Below are 20,018 nucleotides of genomic sequence, written 5' to 3'. Positions count from 1 at the left end.
CAGCAGTTCGTCGGTTGCGCGTACCGTCGCCGTGTGACCGTCGGAACCGCAGTGGCCGTGCTCGTGGGGGTCCTCGCGCTCGCGACGGTCCTCGGTCTCCTGCTCCGCCACCGGACCGGTCGAGCCCGGTCGGCGGGCAGCGCCGCGTCGACGAGGCAGAACGGAGACGGCCTCGCGCTCGACACCGATTACGGCACCGCCGCCACGTTCGTCCAGTTCTCCACGCCGACTTGTGCGCGGTGCCCGGCCACCCGGCGTCAGCTCGCCTCTGTCGCAGACCAACACGAGGGCGTTCGACGCATCGAGATCGACCTCGCCGAGCACCCCGAACTTGCTCGCCGCTTCGACGTGATGCAGACGCCGACGGTCCTGCTGCTCGACGCCGACCGCGCGGTCCACACCCGCTTCGGAGGCCTACCCCGCCCACCCGAGCTCGCCGCAGCCCTCGACGCCGTCCTGACCGCAGGCAGCACGGACACCACACGCAGCACAGGCACCACACGCAGCACAGGCACCTCAGGCACCACCGGCACCCAGGAGTCCCGATGACCACCACCACCGACACCGAACGCGGCGTCGACCCGCGCTCCCCCCGCTTCGGCGCCGCCATCACCACGGGGCTCCTCGCCGCGACGATCGTCCTCACGCTGATCCCCGAGACGTGGGTCGCCGGCATCGTGCTGCTCGCGGTCATCGTCGTGCTGTTCGCCGTCGGAGGCATAGCCGGCATCCGCCGCCACCCCTACGGCGCACTCTTCCGACGGGTCGTCCGCCCACGCCTTGCCCCGCCCGCCGAACTCGAGGCCCCGGAACCCCCGACCTTCGCTCAGCAGGTCGGCCTGTTCGTGACCGCGGTCGCCCTGCTCCTCGCACTGCTCGGCGTGCCGTACGCCGCCCCGATCGGAGCCGCGGTCGCCCTGGTCGCCGCGTTCCTCAACGCCGTCTTCGACGTCTGCATCGGCTGCCTGCTCTACGTGTGGCTGGTCCGGGCGGGCGTCTTCCGTCCGCGACGCGGCGTCGCCTGACGGCGTCCAGCCTGGAGGCCCGCCTCGCCTCCGCCCCGCCGCCCGCGCCGCCCGCGCCGCGAATTCGGTCGCGCCCACCGCCCTGCGAACAACCAAAATCTCCTCGCGCCGCGCGATTCCACGGTTCGAGGTGACTTTGGTCTTGTGGCGGCGAAGGCTTCCCCACGACAAGTCGTTCACGATCGCCCTGCCGTCTGGGCCGGCATCACCGTCGGGCGATCCGCTCGTAGGGTGGGGGCATGGGGGAACTCGAACTGACAGCACGGCGCGCCTGGCGACGGACGACCTTACTCGCGCTGATCGGAGCCGTCGTGGGCGCCGTCATCGGCTGGCAGCTGGCGACGACCGAGTCGGGCGCCGTCGCAGTCCTCACCGTCGTCGGCTTCGGCGCGTCCGTCGGTGGCCTGGCCGGCACCTTCTCGATCCTCGCAACGACGATCGGGATGTCGACCGCGATGCAGGCCACGACGGCGGGACTCTCCCCTGCCGGCAAGCGCATGGTGACGCAAGCGATCAAGACCGGCAGTCCGATCCAACCGCGCGAGTCCGACCTCGCCCTCCGAGCACGCGAGCACGCACGACTGCTCTCCACCTACCAGCCGCTCGCCCTCGCCCAGTTCCTGCTGCTCTACATCGGCATCGCCGGCATCCAGTTCCCGAGGCTCGCGGACGACGACGTCTTCGGCTCGGCGTTCGCCCGGTTCCTCTGCGCGGCACTGCTCATCACCGCACTGATGATGACGCCGATCCTGCTGCGAGCGGTACGTCGACCGCGACGATACCTGCAGGCGTCGACCGTCGTGGCATCCCCGACCCCGCAGGCCTGACGAGCACGACCGCCCGCACCACCCGCACCACCCACACCACGTAACACGCAATTTACTTTCAGCACTGGCGCTCGCTAACGAAAGACGCTTTCATGGCGGGATGACGATCACCGAGCGGTCCGAACGCGCCGACGCCTTCGCCCTCGTCCGCACCCAGTCGGCGAGCATGCCGTCGAGCATGCGCGCCATCGCCGACGCCGTCCTCGACGACCCGGCAGCCGCGGCCTCCACGAACGCCGCCGACCTCGCCAGCCGCGCCGGGGTGTCCCCCGCCACCGTCTCCCGATTCGCCCAGCACCTGGGTTTCGCGAACTTCGCCGCCCTGCAGCGCAGCATGACCCGGGCCGTCGAACGCGGGATCCACGAACGTGAGTCCACCGAGATCCACGCCGGGGTCGCGGTCGACGACGACGTCGCCACCGTCATCGCGAAGGTCACCGAGGACGTCCGCGCGGTGATGGCCGACACCCGCGCCGCACTCGACCCGCACGCGCTCGAAGCAGCGGCAGCAGCCGTGAGCGACGCCCGCCGAGTCGTCCTGTACGGCGTGGGAGCGAGCGGCATCGTCGCCCGCGACCTGCACCTCAAGCTCGAACGCATCGGCATCGTGAGCTCCATCGCCGACGACCCGCACAACGCCCTGACCCTGGCGAGCGTGATCGACGAGCGCGACGTCCTGGTGCTCGTCAGCCACTCGGGCTCCACCGTCGAGACCCTCGAGGTCGCCCACGCCGCCCGAGCCCAGCACGCCACGATCATCGCGATCACCGGCCACGCCTCCGCCCCGCTCGCCACCACCGCCGACCACGTCCTGCTCGGTGTCGCCGGTGCCGAGAGTGCCCTGCGCCCCGCGGCCATGGGCAGCCGGATGAGCCAGCTCGCCATCGTCGACACCCTGTTCATCGTCGTCGCGCAGCGCACCGACGAGCGCTCCCAGCCACTCCTCGCCCGCAGCCGCGACGCCGTCCGCACCCACCACCGGAACTGAGCACCACCATGAACCAGACGCACGAAACCCACGACGCCCTCCGCGACGAACTCGCCGCCCTCACCACCGAGGCGACCGACCACTCGCTGGACGACATCGACACGATCTCCACACTGGAAGCTGCCCAGCGCATGAACGCCGGCGACCGCAGCGTGCCTGCGGCACTGGAGCCGTGCCTCCCGGCCATCGCCCTGGCGGCAGACTCGATCGCCGCAGCCTTCGCGCGTGGTGGCCGACTCGTCTACGTCGGCGCCGGCACGCCGGGCCGGCTCGGCGTCCTCGACGCCAGCGAGTGCCCGCCCACCTTCGGTACAGACCCGAGCCAGGTGGTCGGCGTGATCGCCGGCGGCGACCCCGCTCTGACCACCGCGGTGGAGGGCGCGGAGGACGACGAAGCAGCCGCCGTCCGCGACCTCGACGCGCTCGGCCTGACGGCCGACGACGTGGTCGTCGGGATCAGTGCGTCCGGCAGGACGCCCTACGTCATCGCGGCCATCCTGGAGGCCCGGCGCCGCTCCGCCCTGTCGGTCTCCGTCGCGTGCAACCCCGCCTCGGCCGCGGGGCGGGAGGCCGACATCGCCATCGACGTCGTCGTCGGCCCCGAGTTCATCGCCGGGTCGACCCGCCTGAAGGCGGGCACCGCGCAGAAGCTCGTCCTGAACATGCTCACCACGCTCGCGATGGTGCGCAGCCACAAGACGTACGGCAACCGCATGGTCGACGTGCGGGCGACGAACGCGAAGCTCGTCGCGCGGGCGTTCTCGCTCGTGCAGGACGTCACCGGCGCTCCCCCCGCCGAGGTCCAGGCGGCGCTCGATGCCTCGGACGGCGAGGTGAAGACCGCCATCGCCGTGATCCTGACCGGCGCCTCCGCTGCCGATGCCCGCGAGCGCCTCGATGCTGCTGCCGGCTCGTTGCGCGCCGTGCTGTAGACCCCGTTTCCCCGTTCGTTTCCTTTCCCCCGAGGAGCACGCCATGCCCGATGCCCAGCAACTCGCCCAGCAGATCCTCGACGCCGTCGGCGGTTCCGCGAACATCGCCGACGTCGAGAACTGCATGACCCGCCTGCGGATCGAGGTCGTGTCCGACTCCTCCGTCGCGCTCGAGGACCTCAAGGCCACCGACGGCGTCATGGCCGCCATCGCGGCCGGCTCGAACCTGCAGATCGTGCTCGGCCCGGGTCTCGTCGACCGCGTGGCCGACGGCCTGGAGGCCCTGCGCGCGGCCGCCCCGCCGGCGACGGTTGGTGAGCCTGGTGCGTCGCCTGAGGAGCTCGCGGCTCGCGGAGCGTCCATCAAGGCGACCGCGCGGTCCCGTTCCGACGGCCGCACCATGCGCGCGATCCGGAAGATCTCCGCGATCTTCATCCCGCTCATCCCCGCGCTGATCGCCTGCGGGCTCATCGCCGGGATCAACGGCATCCTGACGAACCTGGGGTGGGTGCCCGGCGTGACGCCGTTCCTCGGTGTGCTCTCGTCCGGTTTCCTGTCACTGCTCGCCGTGTTCGTCGGGATGAACGCCGCGAAGGAGTTCGGCGGCACGCCCATCCTCGGCGCCGCGGTCGGCGGCATCATCGTCGCGGCCGGCGTCGCGAACGTCACGGTGTTCGGCGAGACCCTGGCTCCCGGACAGGGCGGTGTGCTCGGTGCTCTGGCCGGCGGCATCCTCGCCGCGTACGTCGAGCGCTTCATGCGCCGGGTCACGCCGGACGTCATCGCGCTCATCGTCGTGCCGACCGTCACCGTGCTCGTCGCCGGGTCGATCACCCTCGGCGTGCTCATGTCCGTCGCCGGTGTCGTCTCGGTCGCGATCGGGACCGCGGCGACCTGGCTGCTCGCGAACGGTGGGGCCTTCGCCGGCTTCGTGCTCGGAGGCCTCTTCCTGCCGCTCGTCATGACCGGGATGCACCAGGGGCTCATCCCGATCCACACCACCCTGATCGACCAGACCGGGTGGACCGTGCTGCTGCCCGTCCTGGCGATGGGTGGCGCCGGGCAGATCGGTGCGTGCATCGCGCTGTGGGTGCGGTTCCGGTCGAACGCCTCGCTCGTGCGGACCATTCGGGGTGCGCTGCCGGCCGGGTTCCTCGGTGTCGGCGAGCCCCTGATCTACGGCGTGACGCTCCCCCTGGGTCGGCCGTTCATCACCGCATGCATCGGTGGGGCCTTCGGCAGCGGGGTCGTCGGGCTGTTCGACCAGCTCGGGCACTCCGTCGGGGCGATCGCAATCGGGGCCTCGGACCTGTCGCTCATCCCGCTGCTGAACGGGTCGTCCGGCTACGGGTGGGCGTTGCTCGGGTACGGGTCGGGACTCGTCGTGGCGTACGTCGTGGGGTTCGTGGCGACGTTGTTGTTCGGGGTGTCCGCGTCGGTGCGGGCTGACCTCGAGGCGCAGTCGTCTGCGCCGTCCGGCGACCCCGTCGCTCCGGATGCGCCGCTGGACGTGTCGGTCACGCCGGTCGGAGCGACCGCGGCCGACTTGCGCTGATCGCCCGTTCCTCCACATCGCGATCCACCGCCGATCGGTTCACAGACCATCGCTCCGATCCTCACACGAACGGTCGTCAGGCGAGGGTCGGTGCATGGACACCTGGGAAGCAGACGACGCTCGTCGGCGGCACATGGCTCGCTTCGGTCGACGAGACACCGCGCCTGAACCCGCGCTGCGTCGTGAGCTGCACCGCCGAGGACGACGGTTCTTCGTCGACCGGCCAGTGAGCAGTCGGTGCCGCGTTCGACCCGACCTCGTGTTCCCACGTGCACGGATCGCTGTCTTCGTCGACGGGTGCTTCTGGCACTTCTGCGAGGAGCACGCCCAGTTGCCGAAGGCGAACGCCGAGCTGTGGCGTCGGAAGTTGCTCGCCAATCGTCAGCGGGACGCACAGAACCACGCGATCTTGGTGTCGGAAGGCTGGCGGGTGTTCCGGTTCTGGGAGCACGAACGTCCCGAGGATGCAGCCGCCTCCGTCGAGCACGCCCTGGATCAATGGAGTGCAATCGCTCGTACCGCGCCGAGCTTCTCAGGCAGGATGGAACGCATGATCGAGGTCGTCGCCGGCGTACTCACTCGGCCTGACGGTCGCGTACTCACATGTCGAAGGGCACCTGGTCGACCAGCGGCGGGCCAATGGGAGTTTCCCGGAGGGAAGGTCGAGCCAGGAGAGCCCGCTGCGGAAGCCCTGCGACGCGAGCTCCGCGAAGAGCTCGGTCTGGACGTCGTCGTTGGCGAACCGATCGACCGCTCCATCACGCGTGTTGGCAACGTCGACATCGACCTCGCCACCTACCGAGTCGCCTGGACCGTGGACGGACCGACGTCGAGCACGGACCACGACGAGTTGCGCTGGGTGCTCCCCGTCGAACTCGGCTCGCTCGGTTGGGCCAAGCCAGATCTGCCCACAGTGAAGATTCTGAGCAGCGCCGCGGCTACGGCCTGACCTCCCGGAAGTCACCGCTCGAGATCGGCCACCACACGGTGATCCTGATCGAGGTGCACAGCTCCAACATCGAGGGTTGGGGCTCGGAAGGCAGGAGGACCGCCGGGGTCACCGCCAGACCGTGACGTCTCGCGACCGCCGCGTAGTCGAGCGCCTGCCCGATCGCGGTTCGGACGTACGCCCGCGCGGTCGACTTCTTCGCCTCGACGACCTGGCCGATCGTCGGGACGTAGAGATCGGGCACGATCGTCACACCGTCGTCCGTGAGACGCAGCACCTGCACGTCCTCACCCCGAGCGAGGAGCCATTCGCCGAAGCGGGTCTGCAGCTCGAACTCACGACGGGAGACGGATCGCATCGACTCGCCTTCGTCGACCCGCCGCACCTGGTACTCGCTGAAGTCGAGCGGTTGCCAGGCGGACGTGGCTGAAGAGGCACCGATCGCTGACGCGCGGCCGGAAGGGTCGCCGGCCTCGTCGACGAGGGCAGGCAAGAGCGACGTGTCCGCGTCGACGGCAACGAGGTTGAACACCAGTCCGTCCCGCTCAGGAGACGAGCCGGTCCCGGGGAAGCGCTCCCAGTTGTAGGGAGGATCAGCGAGCGCGAAGCTCCCGACGTAGGTCACGGTCCCCTGACCCCGGAACACGCGGATGGGGCGACCGATTGCCTCGGAATCCGCCAGCGCCTTGTTGTTGCCGGTCAGCGTCTGGTCGCCGTTCTGTCCTTGCCCGCTGTAGCGGAACAGGCCGTCACCGCGGAGGCCCTCGTGCACGCCGTAGCCATGTTCCCCGCCGCCGTCGTTCGTGAAGACGAGCATCTCGTTCGTCTTCACGACACGCGTGATGCCGTCCTGCCAGCTGCCACCGCCGAGACGGCTGTGCAGCTCGCGCCGTCCAATGCTCGTGCCGATCGGGATGTCCCAGACCATTTCCATTCCCCTCGTTATGGAAACGCTAGGCGACGACCGACGAGCTGCTCGAACGCTGAGCAGCCCCCAGAACGGGGAGCTCCCTTGACAGTTGCTCACGAGAGAGGATGTTGCAGTACCGGAGGGTTCGAGGGGGACGCCGGTGTGATCAGGACACTCCTCGGGGAGCACCACCATGACCATCGCCGGAACCTCTGCAGGGGCAGAAGCTCGACGACTCCGCAGCCGCGCCGACGAACACCGGCGGCAGGCGGACGAAGCTGAACAGCAGGCGGGACGCTACGAGACCACCGAGGGCACCGAGGCCGAGACCGCTCAACACCCATGAGTTGATGAGCGAGGCCGAGCGGGAGCGCCGGGAACTCGAGCGGCGGCAGTCGTCCGTGGGTATGACACGGGCGCGCGACGGGCTCTGGGTGGCGACGCACGCTTACTGACGATGACAACTTCGGCACATCTAGTGCTGCCGCTGATTCTCCTTCCTCACAACACACCTCGACTCGCTCAACATGAGCACCAAACAAGGAACAGAGATGCCTTTCGCTCTAGACGACATGTTGGTCGTCGGTGTCGCCTCGAGCGCACTGTTCGACCTGTCCGATTCGGACAAGATCTTCCGCGAGTACGGGGAGGACGAGTACCGGAAGCACCAGGAAGAGCACCTCGACGACACACTTCTCCCGGGCGTCGCATTCCCGTTCATCCGCCGCTTGCTGTCTCTCAACGACCTGCGCCCGGACGGTGGGCAGTTGGTCGAAGTGATCATCCTCTCCCGGAACGACCCGGAGACGGGACTACGAGTGATGCGGTCACTCGAAGCGCACGACCTCGCAATCTCGCGGGCGATCTTCATGCAGGGCCGGTCGTCGCACGAATACATGGAGGCGCTCAACATGTCGTTGTTCCTCTCCGCCAATGACGACGACGTCCGAGCTGCGATCGACCGCGGCCTGCCTGCCGGTCGCGTTGTCGGCACGCCGGCAGAGGATCCGACCGGCACTGACTTACGCATCGCGTTCGACTTCGACGGTGTGCTGACGGACGACTCCTCCGAGCGCATCATGCAAGCCTCCGATCTCGCGGCCTTCCATGAGAACGAGGCCTCTCACACCGACGAAGCGATGCCGGAGGGGTTGATGGCACGGTTCTTGCGCGGGATCAATCGCATCCAGGACATCGAAGAGGATTTGGTTGGGACCGATCCGACCTACAACCGTCGCGTTCACGTCGCGATCGTGACCGCGAGGAATGCGCCGGCACACGAACGAGTCGTTCGGACTCTGCAGGGTTGGGGCCTCCGGGTGAACGATGCGTTCTTCCTCGGCGGTGTCGAGAAGGCGCGCATCCTGCGAGTCCTCCGTCCGCACATCTTCTTCGACGACCAAGTGGATCACCTGCGCGGGGCGGCCAACGAAGTACCGAGTGTTCACGTCCCTTTCGGGATCGTCAACGCGGCGAAGGGGACGCCACCCAACGTCGCGGCTGACACGGAAGAGCCGGTGAACCGCGAGCCGCAGGACCAGCCAGACGATCTCGCCAGCTAGTCTCGATCTCGCTCCGACCTGGCCTCCGTGCCAGCCGCACCTCAAGGGGAACCGCATCATGGCGATGTCCATCCACGATCTGCTCGACGTCTACGCGACCATCGCTCCGGACAAGCGCACCAAGGGCCGCCTCTTCGAACGGTTGACTCGTGCGTACCTGACAACCGACCCGAAGTGGACGGCGCGCTTCGACGAGGTGTGGCTCTGGCAAGACTGGCCTGACCGAAACGGGAAGACCGACACCGGCATCGATCTCGTTGCACGGGAGCGTCATGGTGGCGGGTTGTGCGCGATCCAGTGCAAGTTCCACGACGCGGGCAACACGGTTCAGAAGGGCGACCTCGACTCGTTCTTCACCGCGTCGGGAAAGGCGGCGTTCTCTTCCCGCCTGATCGTAGCCACCGCCCCGCTCGGGAAGAACGCGCTCGAAGCGCTCGTCGATCAGCAGCTGCCCACCGCGCAGATCCCGATTGAAGAGTTTGAACACTCCGGTATCGACTGGTCCGAGTACTCCTTCGACCACCCCGATTCGTTAGCAGCTCCGCAACAGAAGATGCTCCGCCAGCATCAGGTGGAGGCACTGAACGCCGTGCGGGCCGGGTTTGCCGAGTCGGCGCGGGGCAAGCTGATCATGGCCTGCGGAACAGGCAAGACTTTCACAAGCCTCCGGATTGCGGAGGATGTCGCCGGGCGCGGAGGGAACGTCTTGTTCCTCGTTCCCTCAATCGCTTTGTTGTCGCAGACCTTGCGGGAATGGTCCCAAGAACGCGCCATGCCGCTTCGCGCCTTTGCGGTCTGCTCCGACAGCAAGGTCGGGCGTGTGTCGGAGGACTTCACCGTTGCTGACCTTGCATACCCGGCAACAACCAACACCAAACAGCTCCTCACAGAGGTCGCAAAGAGTACAGCGCCCGACGGATTGACCGTCTTCTTCTCGACGTACCAATCAATTGACGTGATCGCGAAAGCCCAAGCAGAGGGTCTCGCCGACTTCGACCTCGTGATCTGCGACGAGGCACACCGCACCGCTGGATTCATCCGGCAAGGCGCGGAAGAATCGGCGTTTCTCCGCGTGCACTCGGACGAGTCGATCCAGACGCAGGCGCGGCTCTACATGACCGCGACGCCGAAGATCTACGCCGAATCCGCCCGCAGCCAGGCGGATGAAAACGCGGCTGCGCTGTACTCGATGGACGACGAAGCCGTGTTCGGCCCCGTGTTCCACCGGCTCGGGTTCGGGGAAGCCGTCGAACGGGACCTCCTCACCGACTACAGGGTGCTGGTCCTCACCATCGACGAGGACTCCATCGGATCCGCATTCCAGGAAACGTTCGCCGCCGACGGGGAACTGAACATCCCCGACGCTGCCCGCATCGTGGGATCTACAACGGCCTCGCCAAGCGGGGCGTGCAGGGCATCGACACCACCGCCCCGAACGCGCACAAGCCGCTCCGCCGGGCGGTCGCGTTCTCCCGCTCCATCGCCGACTCGAAAACCGTCCGCGGATACCTCAACGGCTACGACGGCGTCGACGGCGTCCGCGCGGACAGCCTCGCCGGAGCCCGCATCGACCGGAACGCCGACGGCGACGAGCAGACGTTCCGCCTCGAAGCGGACCACGTTGACGGCGGGATGAACATCCTCGAACGCAACCAGAAGCTCGACTGGTTGAAAGCCGACACGGCAGGTGAGAACGTCTGCCGCATCCTCACCAACGCACGCTGTCTCTCCGAAGGCGTCGACGTGCCCAGCTTGGACGCGGTCATCTTCCTCAACTCTCGCGACAGCCCCGTCGACGTCGTCCAGTCCGTCGGCCGCGTCATGCGCAAAGCCCCTGGTAAGGACTACGGCTACATCGTCCTCCCTATCGCAGTACCAGCGGGACAGTCACCCGAGCAAGCGCTCAACGACAACACCAAGTTCAAGGTCGTCTGGGACGTCCTCCGCGCACTCCGTGCGCACGACGAACGCTTCGAAGCGAAGATCGAACAAATCGATCTAAACGGCCGCACTGACACCGGTCCCGTCATCGCGACCAACTACACCGACGCCGACCTCCCCGAGCCCGCACCGGGCACGGCGACACCGGAGACGTCGCAGATCCCGCTCGACATGAGCGTCCTCGGCGCGGACTGGCAGAACGCCATTTACGCCCGCATCGTCGACAAGGTCGGCGAACGGGACTACTGGGAAAACTGGGCCAAAGACGTCGCCGACATCGCTGGCCGGCAGATCGCGCGGATAACCAGCCTCGTCGACGGCTCCAACGAAAGTCTCCGCACCGAATTCACCCGTTTCGTCAAGGGGCTGCAGGACAACCTCAACCCTGGCGTCACCGAGCCGCAGGCGATCGAGATGCTCTCCCAGCACCTCATCACCAAGCCCGTCTTCGACGCCCTCTTCGCCGGCCACGCCTTCAGCGACCACAACCCGGTCTCGCAAGTCATGCAACGCATGGTCGATGCCCTGGAGGAGCAGAACCTCACCACCGAAACCAGCGACCTCGCCGGCTTCTACGCCGGCGTGCAACGCACCGTCGCCGGAATCACCGACGCCGCCGGCCGGCAGACGATCATCAAGCGGCTGTACGAGAAGTTCTTCACGGGCGCCTTCCGGGGAACGTCCGAACGGCTCGGCATCGTCTACACACCCAACGAGATCGTCGACTTCATCCTCCGAAGCGCCGACCGACTCTCCCGCGAACACTTCGGCGCCGGCCTCACCGACCACGGCGTCCACGTCCTCGACCCGTTCACCGGCACCGGCACCTTCATCGTCCGCCTCCTTCAATCCGGCCTCATCACCCCGGCCGACCTGGCACACAAGTACCGGCACGAGCTCCACGCGAACGAGATCGTGCTGCTCGCGTACTACGTCGCCGCCGTGAACATCGAAGCCACCTACAACGGCCTCCAGGACGGTGAATACGTGCCGTTCCCCGGCGTGGTCCTCACCGACACATTCCAGACCGCCGAGGACGACGACACCTACGACGATCAAGGCGTGTTCGGCGACAACAACGAACGCGTCAAGCAACAGAACGCCCTCGACATCCGCGTCGTCGTCGGCAACCCGCCCTACTCATCCGGGCAAGACTCCGCCAACGACAATAACCAGAACCTCAAGTACCCCTACCTCGACAAGCGCATCGCCAACACCTACGCAGCACGATCGACAGGGCAGAACAAGAACAGCCTCTACGACTCCTACATCCGAGCCATACGGTGGGCCTCCGACCGAATCAAGGACCACGGCATCGTCGCCTACGTCACCAACGGCGGCTTCCTCGACGGCAACACCGCCGCCGGCCTCCGCCTCGCCCTCCAAGACGAATACACCGAGCTTTACATCCTCAACCTCCGCGGCAACACCCGCACCTCCGGCGACCAAGCACTCAGAGAGGGCGGCCAGACCTTCGGCCCTGGAAGCCGCGCCACGATCGTCATCTCGCTCCTGGTGAAGAATCCGGACCGACCGTCGTCCGGCACCATCCACTATCGGGACATCGGGGACTACCTCACCCGAGACGACAAGCTCGGCCTCCTCGACCAGTACCGCGACTCCTACGGCGTGCCATGGCAGCAGATCACCCCGAACGAGCACGGCGACTGGATCAACCAACGCAACGACGCCTTCGAGACCTTCACCGCTATCGGAGACCGCAAGACCCCCGAGTCCGCGATCTTCCGAGCGTTCTCACGTGGCCTCGAAACTGGCCGCGACGCATGGGTCTACAACTCGTCCGAGCCAGCCCTCCGCGGCAATGTCTCGCGCATGATCGACGCGTACAACGCCGAATTCGACCGCTGGGCAACAGCCGGCAGCCCACAACCCATCGAGGGCTTCATTGACACCAACCCGGAACGCATCAGCTGGGCACGCAGCCTCCGCAACGCCTTCAAGAAGAACCAACGGCTCGCGTACTCCAGTGACGCGACGGCTGTCGGCATGTACCGGCCCTTCAACAAGCAACGCGTCTACTTCGCTCCTCTCATGAACCACGAACGTGGTCAACAACCCAAGTTCTTCCCGAATGACGAGCAGAACTACGGCTTTTACATGACAGGAGCTGGAGCCCTGAAGCCGTTTGCCGTGCTCGCGACCTCGTTCGTCCCAGATCTCAACTTCTGGGGGTCAGAAGGCGGTCAGTTCTTCCCACGGTACGTGTACGATGTCGAGCCGCAGGGAGGCACGTTCGCAATGTTCGACGGACCACAGCGGCGCGACAACATCACCGACACCGCCCTCGCCCGGTATCAAAAGCTGTACGGCGCGGGGGTGACAGCCGACGACGTATTCTTCGCCGTCTACGGACTGCTGCACTCCGAGGACTACCGGCGCGATTTTGACGCCGACCTGAAAAAGATGCTCCCGCGCATCCCGGAGCTCACCGATCCCGCCGACTTCCGTACATTTGCAGATGCCGGACGGGCGCTGTCCGAGCTGCACATCGGGTACGAGGCCGCGCCGCTGTATCCGATGACGTTCAGCAGCCCGGTGCCTGCTGACCTCAGGGTGACGAAGATGAAGTACGGCGGCAAACCAGGCAACCTCGACCGGACGCAGATCACCGTCGCGCCGGGCCTGACGATCACCGGCATCCCGGCGGAGGCGCATGACTACAAGCTCGGCTCTCGATCGGCACTCGACTGGATCCTCGAGCGGTACCAGGTCAAGACCGACAAAGCGTCCGGCATCGTCAACGATCCCAACGACTGGGGAGCTGAACATGGCAACTCGGCTTACATCGTCGAGCTGGTCCAACGCATCGTGACGGTCAGCGTCGAAACGGTTCGCATCGTCGCGGCGCTTCCCGCTCTGGACTACCGCAGCGGACCGGACCTGTAGTGGACCGAGTCACGGCCGACATCGTTCACGATGTCGGCCGTGGCCGCTCGCACGGAACCCGCCTGCAACGCGAGCACTCAATTGAAAGAAGCCAAGTCGGGACTCGACTCCGATTCGATTAAAATCGACCGGACTGCGCGTGACTGTCGGACCGTTCGTCAACTCCGCGGAGGAGTATTCGCTGCCCGTTCCGGCGTACATGAGCCACCCCTCCCCCAACCCGAACCTCCGGCAGTACGCCGCCATCCGGTACAGATCAGCGTTCGGGTACTGCCCGTGCTTCTCGACCTTGTACTTCACGTCGATGCACGCCCGCACCTCCCCGTCGACGAGCCACACGAGGTCCGGCGCGATCTTCACCGTCCCCTCCACGTCGAGCGTCGACTGGTACTGCGACACGAGCACTCCTCCGTACGGCTTGAACGCCTCGCGCAGAGCAGCCGAGACGAAGTCCTCGAAAACCGACCACATGTCGACGAGGAATCCCGACGCGACGACTGACCCGGCGCGCTGTTCGACCGACGACGCAGACAACACTAGCGATGCCAGGGCCAGCGCCGACGCGTACCGCGCGTTCCGTCGATTCGGCCGGACGACCGGCACCGGCGCCCCGACAGGGATCACCGACGCTCCATCGAGCACCCGCACGATCCGCCGCAGCGCCCCGAGCACATCGGCCGGCACACCCGGCAGTCGCAACAACCGCGTCGCTGCGGTCAGCAGTACCTGGTTCTCGGCGATGTCCTCGACGTAGTCGTCGAACGACACCTCGACCGGCAGCGGCTGCCCGCCCCGCCGTGTCAGCTGGTCTCCGATCCGCCACCGACCACGCACGAGCGGCAGCGCATCCTCGCGCGTGACGTACCCGCGAAGCGGTCCTCCGGTCAACGCCCGCGAGGCCTGCCGCACGAACGCGTGCGCCAACGCCGGCACGAGGTCATCGTCTTCCTCGAACCGGAAGTCGTCCTCGGTCCAGACCGCACTGCCGGCACGGGCGCACCCCAGCATCGCGAACAGCCGCCGCACCGGCGTCTTCGGCTTCAGCCACACCGTGTGCCCGGCGATCCGCACGACGCCGACTTTCCGGACACCACTCACGCGGTACTCGTCAGCGCCGAGCGTCGGCGCGACCGTTGCGATGTTCGCTGACGCAAGACCAACCGCCACCGCGCGCGGCAGCCGGTGCACCACCGGCTGGTCTGCTTCCCGAAGCTCAATCGTCGACGGAAGCACCTTCGGCCCCGTCCGCAGCGTCGCGCGTCGCCCGACGACGCAGCGTTGCCAGGCCGTACCGCGCCTCCAGGTCGACACCTTCGCCGTAGTGGTGCTCCGCCAGGAGCGGCAGGATCTCGTACCGCCACACGTCGTGCAGACCGGTTCCGGCGAGATCGCGCATCAGGAACGACGGCCCGACCTTCGCATTGTGGTCCTCGATCTGCGCATTGAGTCGCGTCAGCAGGTCGGCGCGATCGTCCTGGACGACGTATTCCGCACGACCGTGCGTGAACCCGCACCCCTCGTTCTGGGCTGCTGTCTGCGCCGCAACCGGCCCCTACGATTCGGAGGAGGTAGAGCAGGCAGGCTCACGGGGGTACCTCAGTACGAGACCCCTGCGTCCGCGGCTCGTGAGCGCGCGAAAGCAGGACCATGACTGACAACTCCACTGCGGAAGTCACCCTCGAAGCGGAAGTACCCGCGGACGAGGCAGCAGTCGACATCGCGCGGGCTGTCAGCGGTCGCCGCGCGATCGCGCGCAAGTACGTGAAGTGGGTGCGGAGCCGCAATCCCGAGGCCACGCCTGCAGAAGTGATCCAGCTGCTCGAACGGCACTACACGACGTCGATCACGACTGCCGGTGCAGCGATCTCAGTCGGGTCGATCGCTGCGGACATCGCGATCGCGATGATCCCCGGTGTCGGTCCCGCTGCCGCCGGCGCGAAGAGCATCGGTGCCCAGGCTGCGAAGCGGACCGGTAAGGAGGCCGCGAAGCTCGCCGCGAAGAACCTCGCGAAGAGTGCCGCAAAGACTGGCGCCCAGGGTGCGGTCGCGAAGCTCCTGCCTGCTGGCGACCAGCAGTTGCAGTTCGAGATCACCGCGGTCTTCGGGCTCGCAGTCGCGGACATCCACGGTATGGATCTCGACAAGGACCAGGCACAAGCTCTCGTGTACGGGCTCACGAATGAACGCGTCGCACAACAGCAGATCGCCGCCATGGCGAGCGACGTGGCGTCGATCTCATCGGACAGCGTGGTCACCACCGGCCAACGGATCGCGTCGGGGCGAGAGGACTGGTCCCACTGGGCGAGCACGCTTTCCGATGCGCTCCCCGGCGGTGCTGCGCAGAGCCTGATCCGAACGATCCAGACGGGCGAACTCGATCCGGTCCGCGAGAACCTGACCGGCAAGCAGCGAGCCACGATCGAGTACGGCGTCGGAGCCGTCACCGGAGGCGTCGCGCGGTTCGTGTTCGGACGGGACGTCGTCAAGTCCTCGAGGACGGCGTTCCCGGAGGCACCGGAGTCCTTTCCTGATCACCTCACTGCGCCGCTGAAGTCAGATGGCACGGATGGCGAGAGTGAAAGTCGGGCCTTCGCAGCGCTGGAAGAGGCAGCGAAGTCCACCGGTACCTGGGTCAGCGACGCCGCCGGAGCTGTCGGCGGTGGTGTGGCCAACGCGGCGGGAAGCATCTCCAAGGCGTTCCGCAGTGTCGACCTCGACGGCGACGGAGTCCCTGACGAACCGCAGGCGCTGACTTCGGTGAAGAACCTCGGCGGTTCCGTCGTCGGGGCTGCCGATGCAGTCGGCGGTCGCGTCGCCGGACTGTTCAAGAGGAAGAACAAGGAGTGAGCGGCTCACCGACCGCGGGTGCAGGAGCGTCAGCGCGGCGCGAGCACGAGCGACGCAAGGCGAGGGACGAAGCAGCCTTGAGAGATCGGTGGGGTCGTCTCGGGAACGTCGCGGTCGCCCTCAGCGATGAGCGCCAGAGCACCGCGGCCTGGAGATCCGGAGCGGTTGGGGAGGAAACCGTGGGAGCTCGTCTCGATCGCTTGGCGTCCGAATCGACGCGCGTCCTCCACGATCGCCGCGTGCCCAGATCGCGCGCGAACATCGACCACCTCGTTGTCACCCCAGCTGGGGTGTGGGTGATCGACTCGAAGCGGTACCAAGGCAGGCGTCCGTCGCTGCAAGTGGAAGGTGGGCTGTTCCGGCCACGCGTCGAGCACTTGACTGTCTGCGGGCGCAAGAAGTCCACCCTGGTCGCAGGGGTTCAGCGACAGTTGGAGCTCGTCCGTGCCACGGTCAGCGCACCCGTGTTCGGCGCCCTCTGTTTCGTTGACGCAGATTGGCCGCTCTTCGGCGGGAGCTTCACTGTGGATGGCATCCACGTGCTGTGGCCGCGAAAGCTCGAAGCGCTCCTTCGCAAGTCAGCCGGTTCGACTCCTGTCGAAGCGACGGCTCAACTGCTCGAGCGACGATTCACGCCGGCCTGACCTTTCTCAGCTGCTGCTCTGAAGCGCAGCGCAAACGCGATCAGGCGTCGCGGGGTCCTTGAACGCGACGAAGTACCTCCGCCCGTCCCGCATCACGATCTGCACAGTGTCGGTCCCACCCACCGAGTACAGCCGGCCACGAGAGCTTCGAGCCGAGCCCTTGATGCCCCACCCGCCGTAGTCTGCGTACGCATCGACCTGGACGACCGCAACATCGACGATGTCGCAACGGAGCAGTCGTGACCTCCAGAACGGCGCGACGCCGACCGTCACCAACTGCGGCCAACACCGCACGAACACCGCAGCGCGCGAAGCGAGCACCATCACCGAAATAAGGGACACGAGCACCACGGCGAGGACTATCAGCGATGCGCTGTCGACCCCCTTCACCGCGGCCCCGGCGAGGGCCATCACGCCGATCGGCGCGAAGATCAGCAGCGTCCCGACGGCGACTCCAGGGTCCACTGGGCTCCGGTACACGACCTCGCTTCGATGAGTCGTCCGAGAAGCCATGAAGGGCACCGTCCTCACTACTGATCCAGCACCGGCGGCGAGGGGCAAGATACCTCTCGACTGGCCTGTCGGTGGTACTCAACGGTAATACTTCGGTACGCTCCTCTGCACCACCAGATCACAAGGGGGATCTCCATGAGCAACGAAGCTCTCGCCGCATGGTTCGGCGTCGCCATCACACTCGCCATCTCGGTCTACAGTCTCGTCCTCGCGCGGCGCGCCGATCGGACGGCTCGCGCCGATCGCGACGAGCGCGAGGCAGCTCGCGTCAGCGCATGGGTGTCGTTCGTGTTCTCCAACCAGGACCCTGAGGACCGTACGCATTGGAACAACGTGCTCGTCGTCCGGAACGCCTCGGACGCCGCGATCCACAACGTCCGGGCGAAGGCGGTCATGAACGGATCCGAAGAGGTCGAGTTCAGCGCGAAGGTCTGCCCGCCCGGCGAGTCGTACTCGGAGTGGATCCACCCGAAGGACCGGCCCCACAAGGCGCGGGCTTGGGCGCTCCTCTCGAGCTGCTCCGAACTCGTCCGCAGCGATCACGGTATGCGGCCGTTCACCGTCGCCGAGAAGTGGACCCTCGTTTCGATGTCCTTCACGGACGCGCTCGGCAAGCGGTGGGAGTACGAAGCCGGACGCGGCGTGCGTCCCGTGTGAGCGCGCTCTTGGCGGTCGCTGCCGGAGTTGAAGGCCGCGGACTCGCTCTGGGCCCGACATCCGGAGCGTCCTGACCCGCACCTACCAGCTGAGCACGAACCGCCCCCGCGTCCCCCCAGCCTCCAACCGCTCATGCGCCTCCACAGCCCGCGCAGCCGGCAGCACCTCGGCGACCCGCGGCGTCAACGTCCCACTCTCCACCGCGTGCCGCAGCTGCTCGAGCTTGTCGAACGACCGGTACTCCGAGAACACCATGATCTGCACGAACTCGATCCCCCGAGCCCCGTTGCCCTGCCACCCCCGCACGTCGAAGAAGACTGCCCCGTCGCGAACGGCGTCCACGACCTCGTCGCGCTGCACGGCAGCATCGGCGAGCGCATCGGCCCCGTCCGGCACGAGCGCACGGACAGCGGAGGCGAAGGAAGCTCCTCGCGGCACCACGTGGTCCGGCCCGAGCGACCGGACGAGTGCTTCGTCCGCCGGAGCAGCATCCGCGATCACCGTCAGCCCGGCGGCCTTCGCCAGCTGCACCACGTAGTTCCCGAGCAGCCCAGCGGCCCCGGTCACGGCGAGCGTCTGCCCCGGTGCGAGCGAGGCGTGCGACAGGATCTGCAACGCCGTCAGCCCGTTCATGGGCACGGTCGCCGCGGCCTCGATCGATGTCCCACGAGGAATCCGAGTGAACGACCCCACCGGCGCGACGAGCTCCTGCACGTAGGCGCCACCGTGGGCGCTGAGCGGCAGCGCCATCGCCATGACCTCGTCGCCGACCTGCCATCCGGTGACATCGGGCCCGACCTCGTCGATGACGCCGGCGGCGTCCATCCCCGGCACGTACGGCGGCGAGGCCTGCGAGCTGTCCCGCTGCCCGGCACGCACCCCCGTGTCGGTCGGGTTCACGGCGAACGCCTGCACCCGGATCCGCACGGATCCCGCACCGGCGTGCGGCTCCGGCACCTCGTGGACGGCGAGGGCCTCGGGCCCTCCGAACTGTTCGACTCCGACGACCTGCATCCTCCCGGTCTACGCGCACGTTGCTTGACGCAACCTGACGCGACCAGGGGCCGGACGATTCAGTAGCCGATGAGCAAGACCGCGGCGAATGGAAGGCGCAGGCGGCGGGATGCGTAGATCGCGGACAACTGATCTCTGGTCTTCGCAAACGCCTCAGTCATCAGGACGCGGCCGCTGGACTGGTACCGGTACTCGATCGGCATCATCAGGACGAAGTAGTTTGCATCGAGAAGCAGAGAGGTCCTGATGATGTCGCGGTAAGCAGCGTTGCTCATGGCACCTCGCCCCGCCTCGACTTCGACCGCGATACCGAGCTCATCGTGAAACGCGTCAATCTCGTACTTCACTTCGGGTCGACCGTTGTCTCCGAAGAGCACGGGTCGCTCAATCCGTTGACCTCGGGATTTCCCCGACTCGACCTTGAAGCCGAGCTCCTCCATCGCAGGACGCAAGACCTCGAGAACGGCGTCACTCGTCAATTTGGTGACGCTCTCGCTCGATACCTCGGTCGTATCGAGCGTCGAGCGGTTTCGCTCGACGCTCTCGACAAGTCCGAGCGCCCATTCCTCGGGTCTGGCGTTCCGGGGGAAGTAAGTCCACATGGGGTACGGCACACCTCGATTATGCATGCAACTGCGATGCGAATGAGATCCGGTGAAGCGGAGCGATCGGCATCTGCTGGTTCCTGCAACGAAGTCAGCCGTGGCCGTCGACGCCTTGGCCAGTTTCGATACAGCTGCAGACACG

Annotated in this window: 20 protein-coding genes; 14 read left to right on the top strand and 6 right to left on the bottom strand. The window is 66.9% G+C overall.

All coding sequences use genetic code 11. The annotated features are described in order from the left end of the window. Window positions 1–33: 33 nt before the first annotated feature. From ORG17_RS06440 to vsr, 7 genes are all read left to right on the top strand, one after another. Window positions 34–549, top strand: coding sequence for a thioredoxin family protein (locus ORG17_RS06440; protein ID WP_214527622.1), 516 nt, complete (start codon window positions 34–36; stop codon window positions 547–549). Further along, a complete protein-coding gene (locus ORG17_RS06435; protein WP_214527623.1) occupies window positions 546–1,025 on the top strand; it encodes a DUF4395 domain-containing protein in 480 nt (159 codons plus the stop codon). Before ORG17_RS06440 ends, ORG17_RS06435 begins: the two co-directional genes overlap by 4 nt. Window positions 1,026–1,264: 239 nt before the next feature. After that, window positions 1,265–1,852 (top strand): hypothetical protein, encoded by a 588-nt coding sequence (locus ORG17_RS06430; RefSeq protein ID WP_214527624.1) that lies wholly within the window; start codon window positions 1,265–1,267, stop codon window positions 1,850–1,852. A 100-nt stretch (window positions 1,853–1,952) separates the two neighbouring features. Further along, window positions 1,953–2,840, top strand: coding sequence for a MurR/RpiR family transcriptional regulator (locus ORG17_RS06425; protein WP_214527625.1), 888 nt, complete (start codon window positions 1,953–1,955; stop codon window positions 2,838–2,840). Window positions 2,841–2,848: 8 nt separating this feature from the next. Then, window positions 2,849–3,772, top strand: coding sequence for an N-acetylmuramic acid 6-phosphate etherase (gene murQ, locus ORG17_RS06420; RefSeq protein ID WP_214527626.1), 924 nt, complete (start codon window positions 2,849–2,851; stop codon window positions 3,770–3,772). A 43-nt stretch (window positions 3,773–3,815) separates the two neighbouring features. Continuing rightward, on the top strand, window positions 3,816–5,327 hold the full coding sequence (locus ORG17_RS06415; RefSeq protein ID WP_214527627.1) for a PTS transporter subunit EIIC: 1,512 nt from the start codon (window positions 3,816–3,818) through the stop codon (window positions 5,325–5,327). Window positions 5,328–5,421: 94 nt separating this feature from the next. Further along, the gene (gene vsr, locus ORG17_RS06410; RefSeq protein ID WP_250892508.1) at window positions 5,422–6,276 is read left to right on the top strand and encodes a DNA mismatch endonuclease Vsr; all 855 of its coding nucleotides are present in this window, start codon (window positions 5,422–5,424) and stop codon (window positions 6,274–6,276) included. Here the strand turns inward: vsr and ORG17_RS06405 are convergent. After that, complete coding sequence (locus ORG17_RS06405) at window positions 6,266–7,204, bottom strand: hypothetical protein (RefSeq protein ID WP_214527628.1); 939 nt, start codon at window positions 7,202–7,204, stop codon at window positions 6,266–6,268. The genes vsr and ORG17_RS06405 overlap by 11 nt on opposite strands. A 175-nt stretch (window positions 7,205–7,379) precedes the next feature. Here ORG17_RS06405 and ORG17_RS06400 point away from each other — a divergent pair, with 175 nt between their 5' ends. The 4 genes from ORG17_RS06400 (at window position 7,380) to ORG17_RS06385 (ending at window position 13,596) form a co-directional block, all read left to right on the top strand. After that, window positions 7,380–7,532: a hypothetical protein gene (locus ORG17_RS06400; protein ID WP_214527629.1), complete on the top strand. Its 153-nt coding sequence runs from the start codon at window positions 7,380–7,382 to the stop codon at window positions 7,530–7,532. A gap of 181 nt (window positions 7,533–7,713) precedes the next feature. After that, complete coding sequence (locus ORG17_RS06395; protein ID WP_243650019.1) at window positions 7,714–8,748, top strand: 5'-nucleotidase; 1,035 nt, start codon at window positions 7,714–7,716, stop codon at window positions 8,746–8,748. Window positions 8,749–8,806: 58 nt separating this feature from the next. Next, on the top strand, window positions 8,807–10,384 hold the full coding sequence (locus ORG17_RS06390; protein WP_250892509.1) for a restriction endonuclease: 1,578 nt from the start codon (window positions 8,807–8,809) through the stop codon (window positions 10,382–10,384). Then, complete coding sequence (locus tag ORG17_RS06385) at window positions 10,381–13,596, top strand: type ISP restriction/modification enzyme (RefSeq protein ID WP_250892519.1); 3,216 nt, start codon at window positions 10,381–10,383, stop codon at window positions 13,594–13,596. Before ORG17_RS06390 ends, ORG17_RS06385 begins: the two co-directional genes overlap by 4 nt. A gap of 9 nt (window positions 13,597–13,605) precedes the next feature. Here ORG17_RS06385 and ORG17_RS06380 read toward each other — a convergent pair whose 3' ends face one another. Then, window positions 13,606–14,787, bottom strand: a complete 1,182-nt coding sequence (locus ORG17_RS06380; RefSeq protein WP_214527630.1) for an McrC family protein — start codon at window positions 14,785–14,787, stop codon at window positions 13,606–13,608. Between the two features lie 22 nt (window positions 14,788–14,809). Continuing rightward, the gene (locus ORG17_RS06375; protein WP_214527631.1) at window positions 14,810–14,992 is read right to left on the bottom strand and encodes a hypothetical protein; all 183 of its coding nucleotides are present in this window, start codon (window positions 14,990–14,992) and stop codon (window positions 14,810–14,812) included. A 506-nt stretch (window positions 14,993–15,498) separates the two neighbouring features. Between ORG17_RS06375 and ORG17_RS06370 the strand changes: the two genes are divergently transcribed. Next, a complete protein-coding gene (locus tag ORG17_RS06370; protein ID WP_250892510.1) occupies window positions 15,499–16,443 on the top strand; it encodes a hypothetical protein in 945 nt (314 codons plus the stop codon). Further along, window positions 16,440–17,087 (top strand): nuclease-related domain-containing protein, encoded by a 648-nt coding sequence (locus tag ORG17_RS06365; protein ID WP_214527633.1) that lies wholly within the window; start codon window positions 16,440–16,442, stop codon window positions 17,085–17,087. Before ORG17_RS06370 ends, ORG17_RS06365 begins: the two co-directional genes overlap by 4 nt. A gap of 6 nt (window positions 17,088–17,093) precedes the next feature. On the opposite strand, the gene ORG17_RS06360 is transcribed toward ORG17_RS06365, so the two are convergent. Beyond that, window positions 17,094–17,600, bottom strand: coding sequence for a hypothetical protein (locus ORG17_RS06360; protein ID WP_214527634.1), 507 nt, complete (start codon window positions 17,598–17,600; stop codon window positions 17,094–17,096). Window positions 17,601–17,735: 135 nt separating this feature from the next. Here ORG17_RS06360 and ORG17_RS06355 point away from each other — a divergent pair, with 135 nt between their 5' ends. Further along, entirely contained in the window at window positions 17,736–18,257 is a 522-nt protein-coding gene (locus tag ORG17_RS06355; protein WP_110862812.1) for a hypothetical protein, read from the top strand. A gap of 81 nt (window positions 18,258–18,338) precedes the next feature. Here ORG17_RS06355 and ORG17_RS06350 read toward each other — a convergent pair whose 3' ends face one another. After that, a complete protein-coding gene (locus tag ORG17_RS06350) occupies window positions 18,339–19,271 on the bottom strand; it encodes an NADP-dependent oxidoreductase (RefSeq protein WP_214527635.1) in 933 nt (310 codons plus the stop codon). Window positions 19,272–19,330: 59 nt separating this feature from the next. Beyond that, window positions 19,331–19,885: a hypothetical protein gene (locus ORG17_RS06345; RefSeq protein ID WP_214527636.1), complete on the bottom strand. Its 555-nt coding sequence runs from the start codon at window positions 19,883–19,885 to the stop codon at window positions 19,331–19,333. Between the last annotated feature and the right edge of the window lie 133 nt (window positions 19,886–20,018).

Source organism: Curtobacterium flaccumfaciens pv. betae, from assembly GCF_026241855.1.
Classification (GTDB): Bacteria; Actinomycetota; Actinomycetes; order Actinomycetales; family Microbacteriaceae; genus Curtobacterium; species Curtobacterium flaccumfaciens.
The sequence above is the reverse complement of the archived record's forward strand: the minus strand, read 5'-3'. Positions and strand labels throughout refer to the sequence as shown.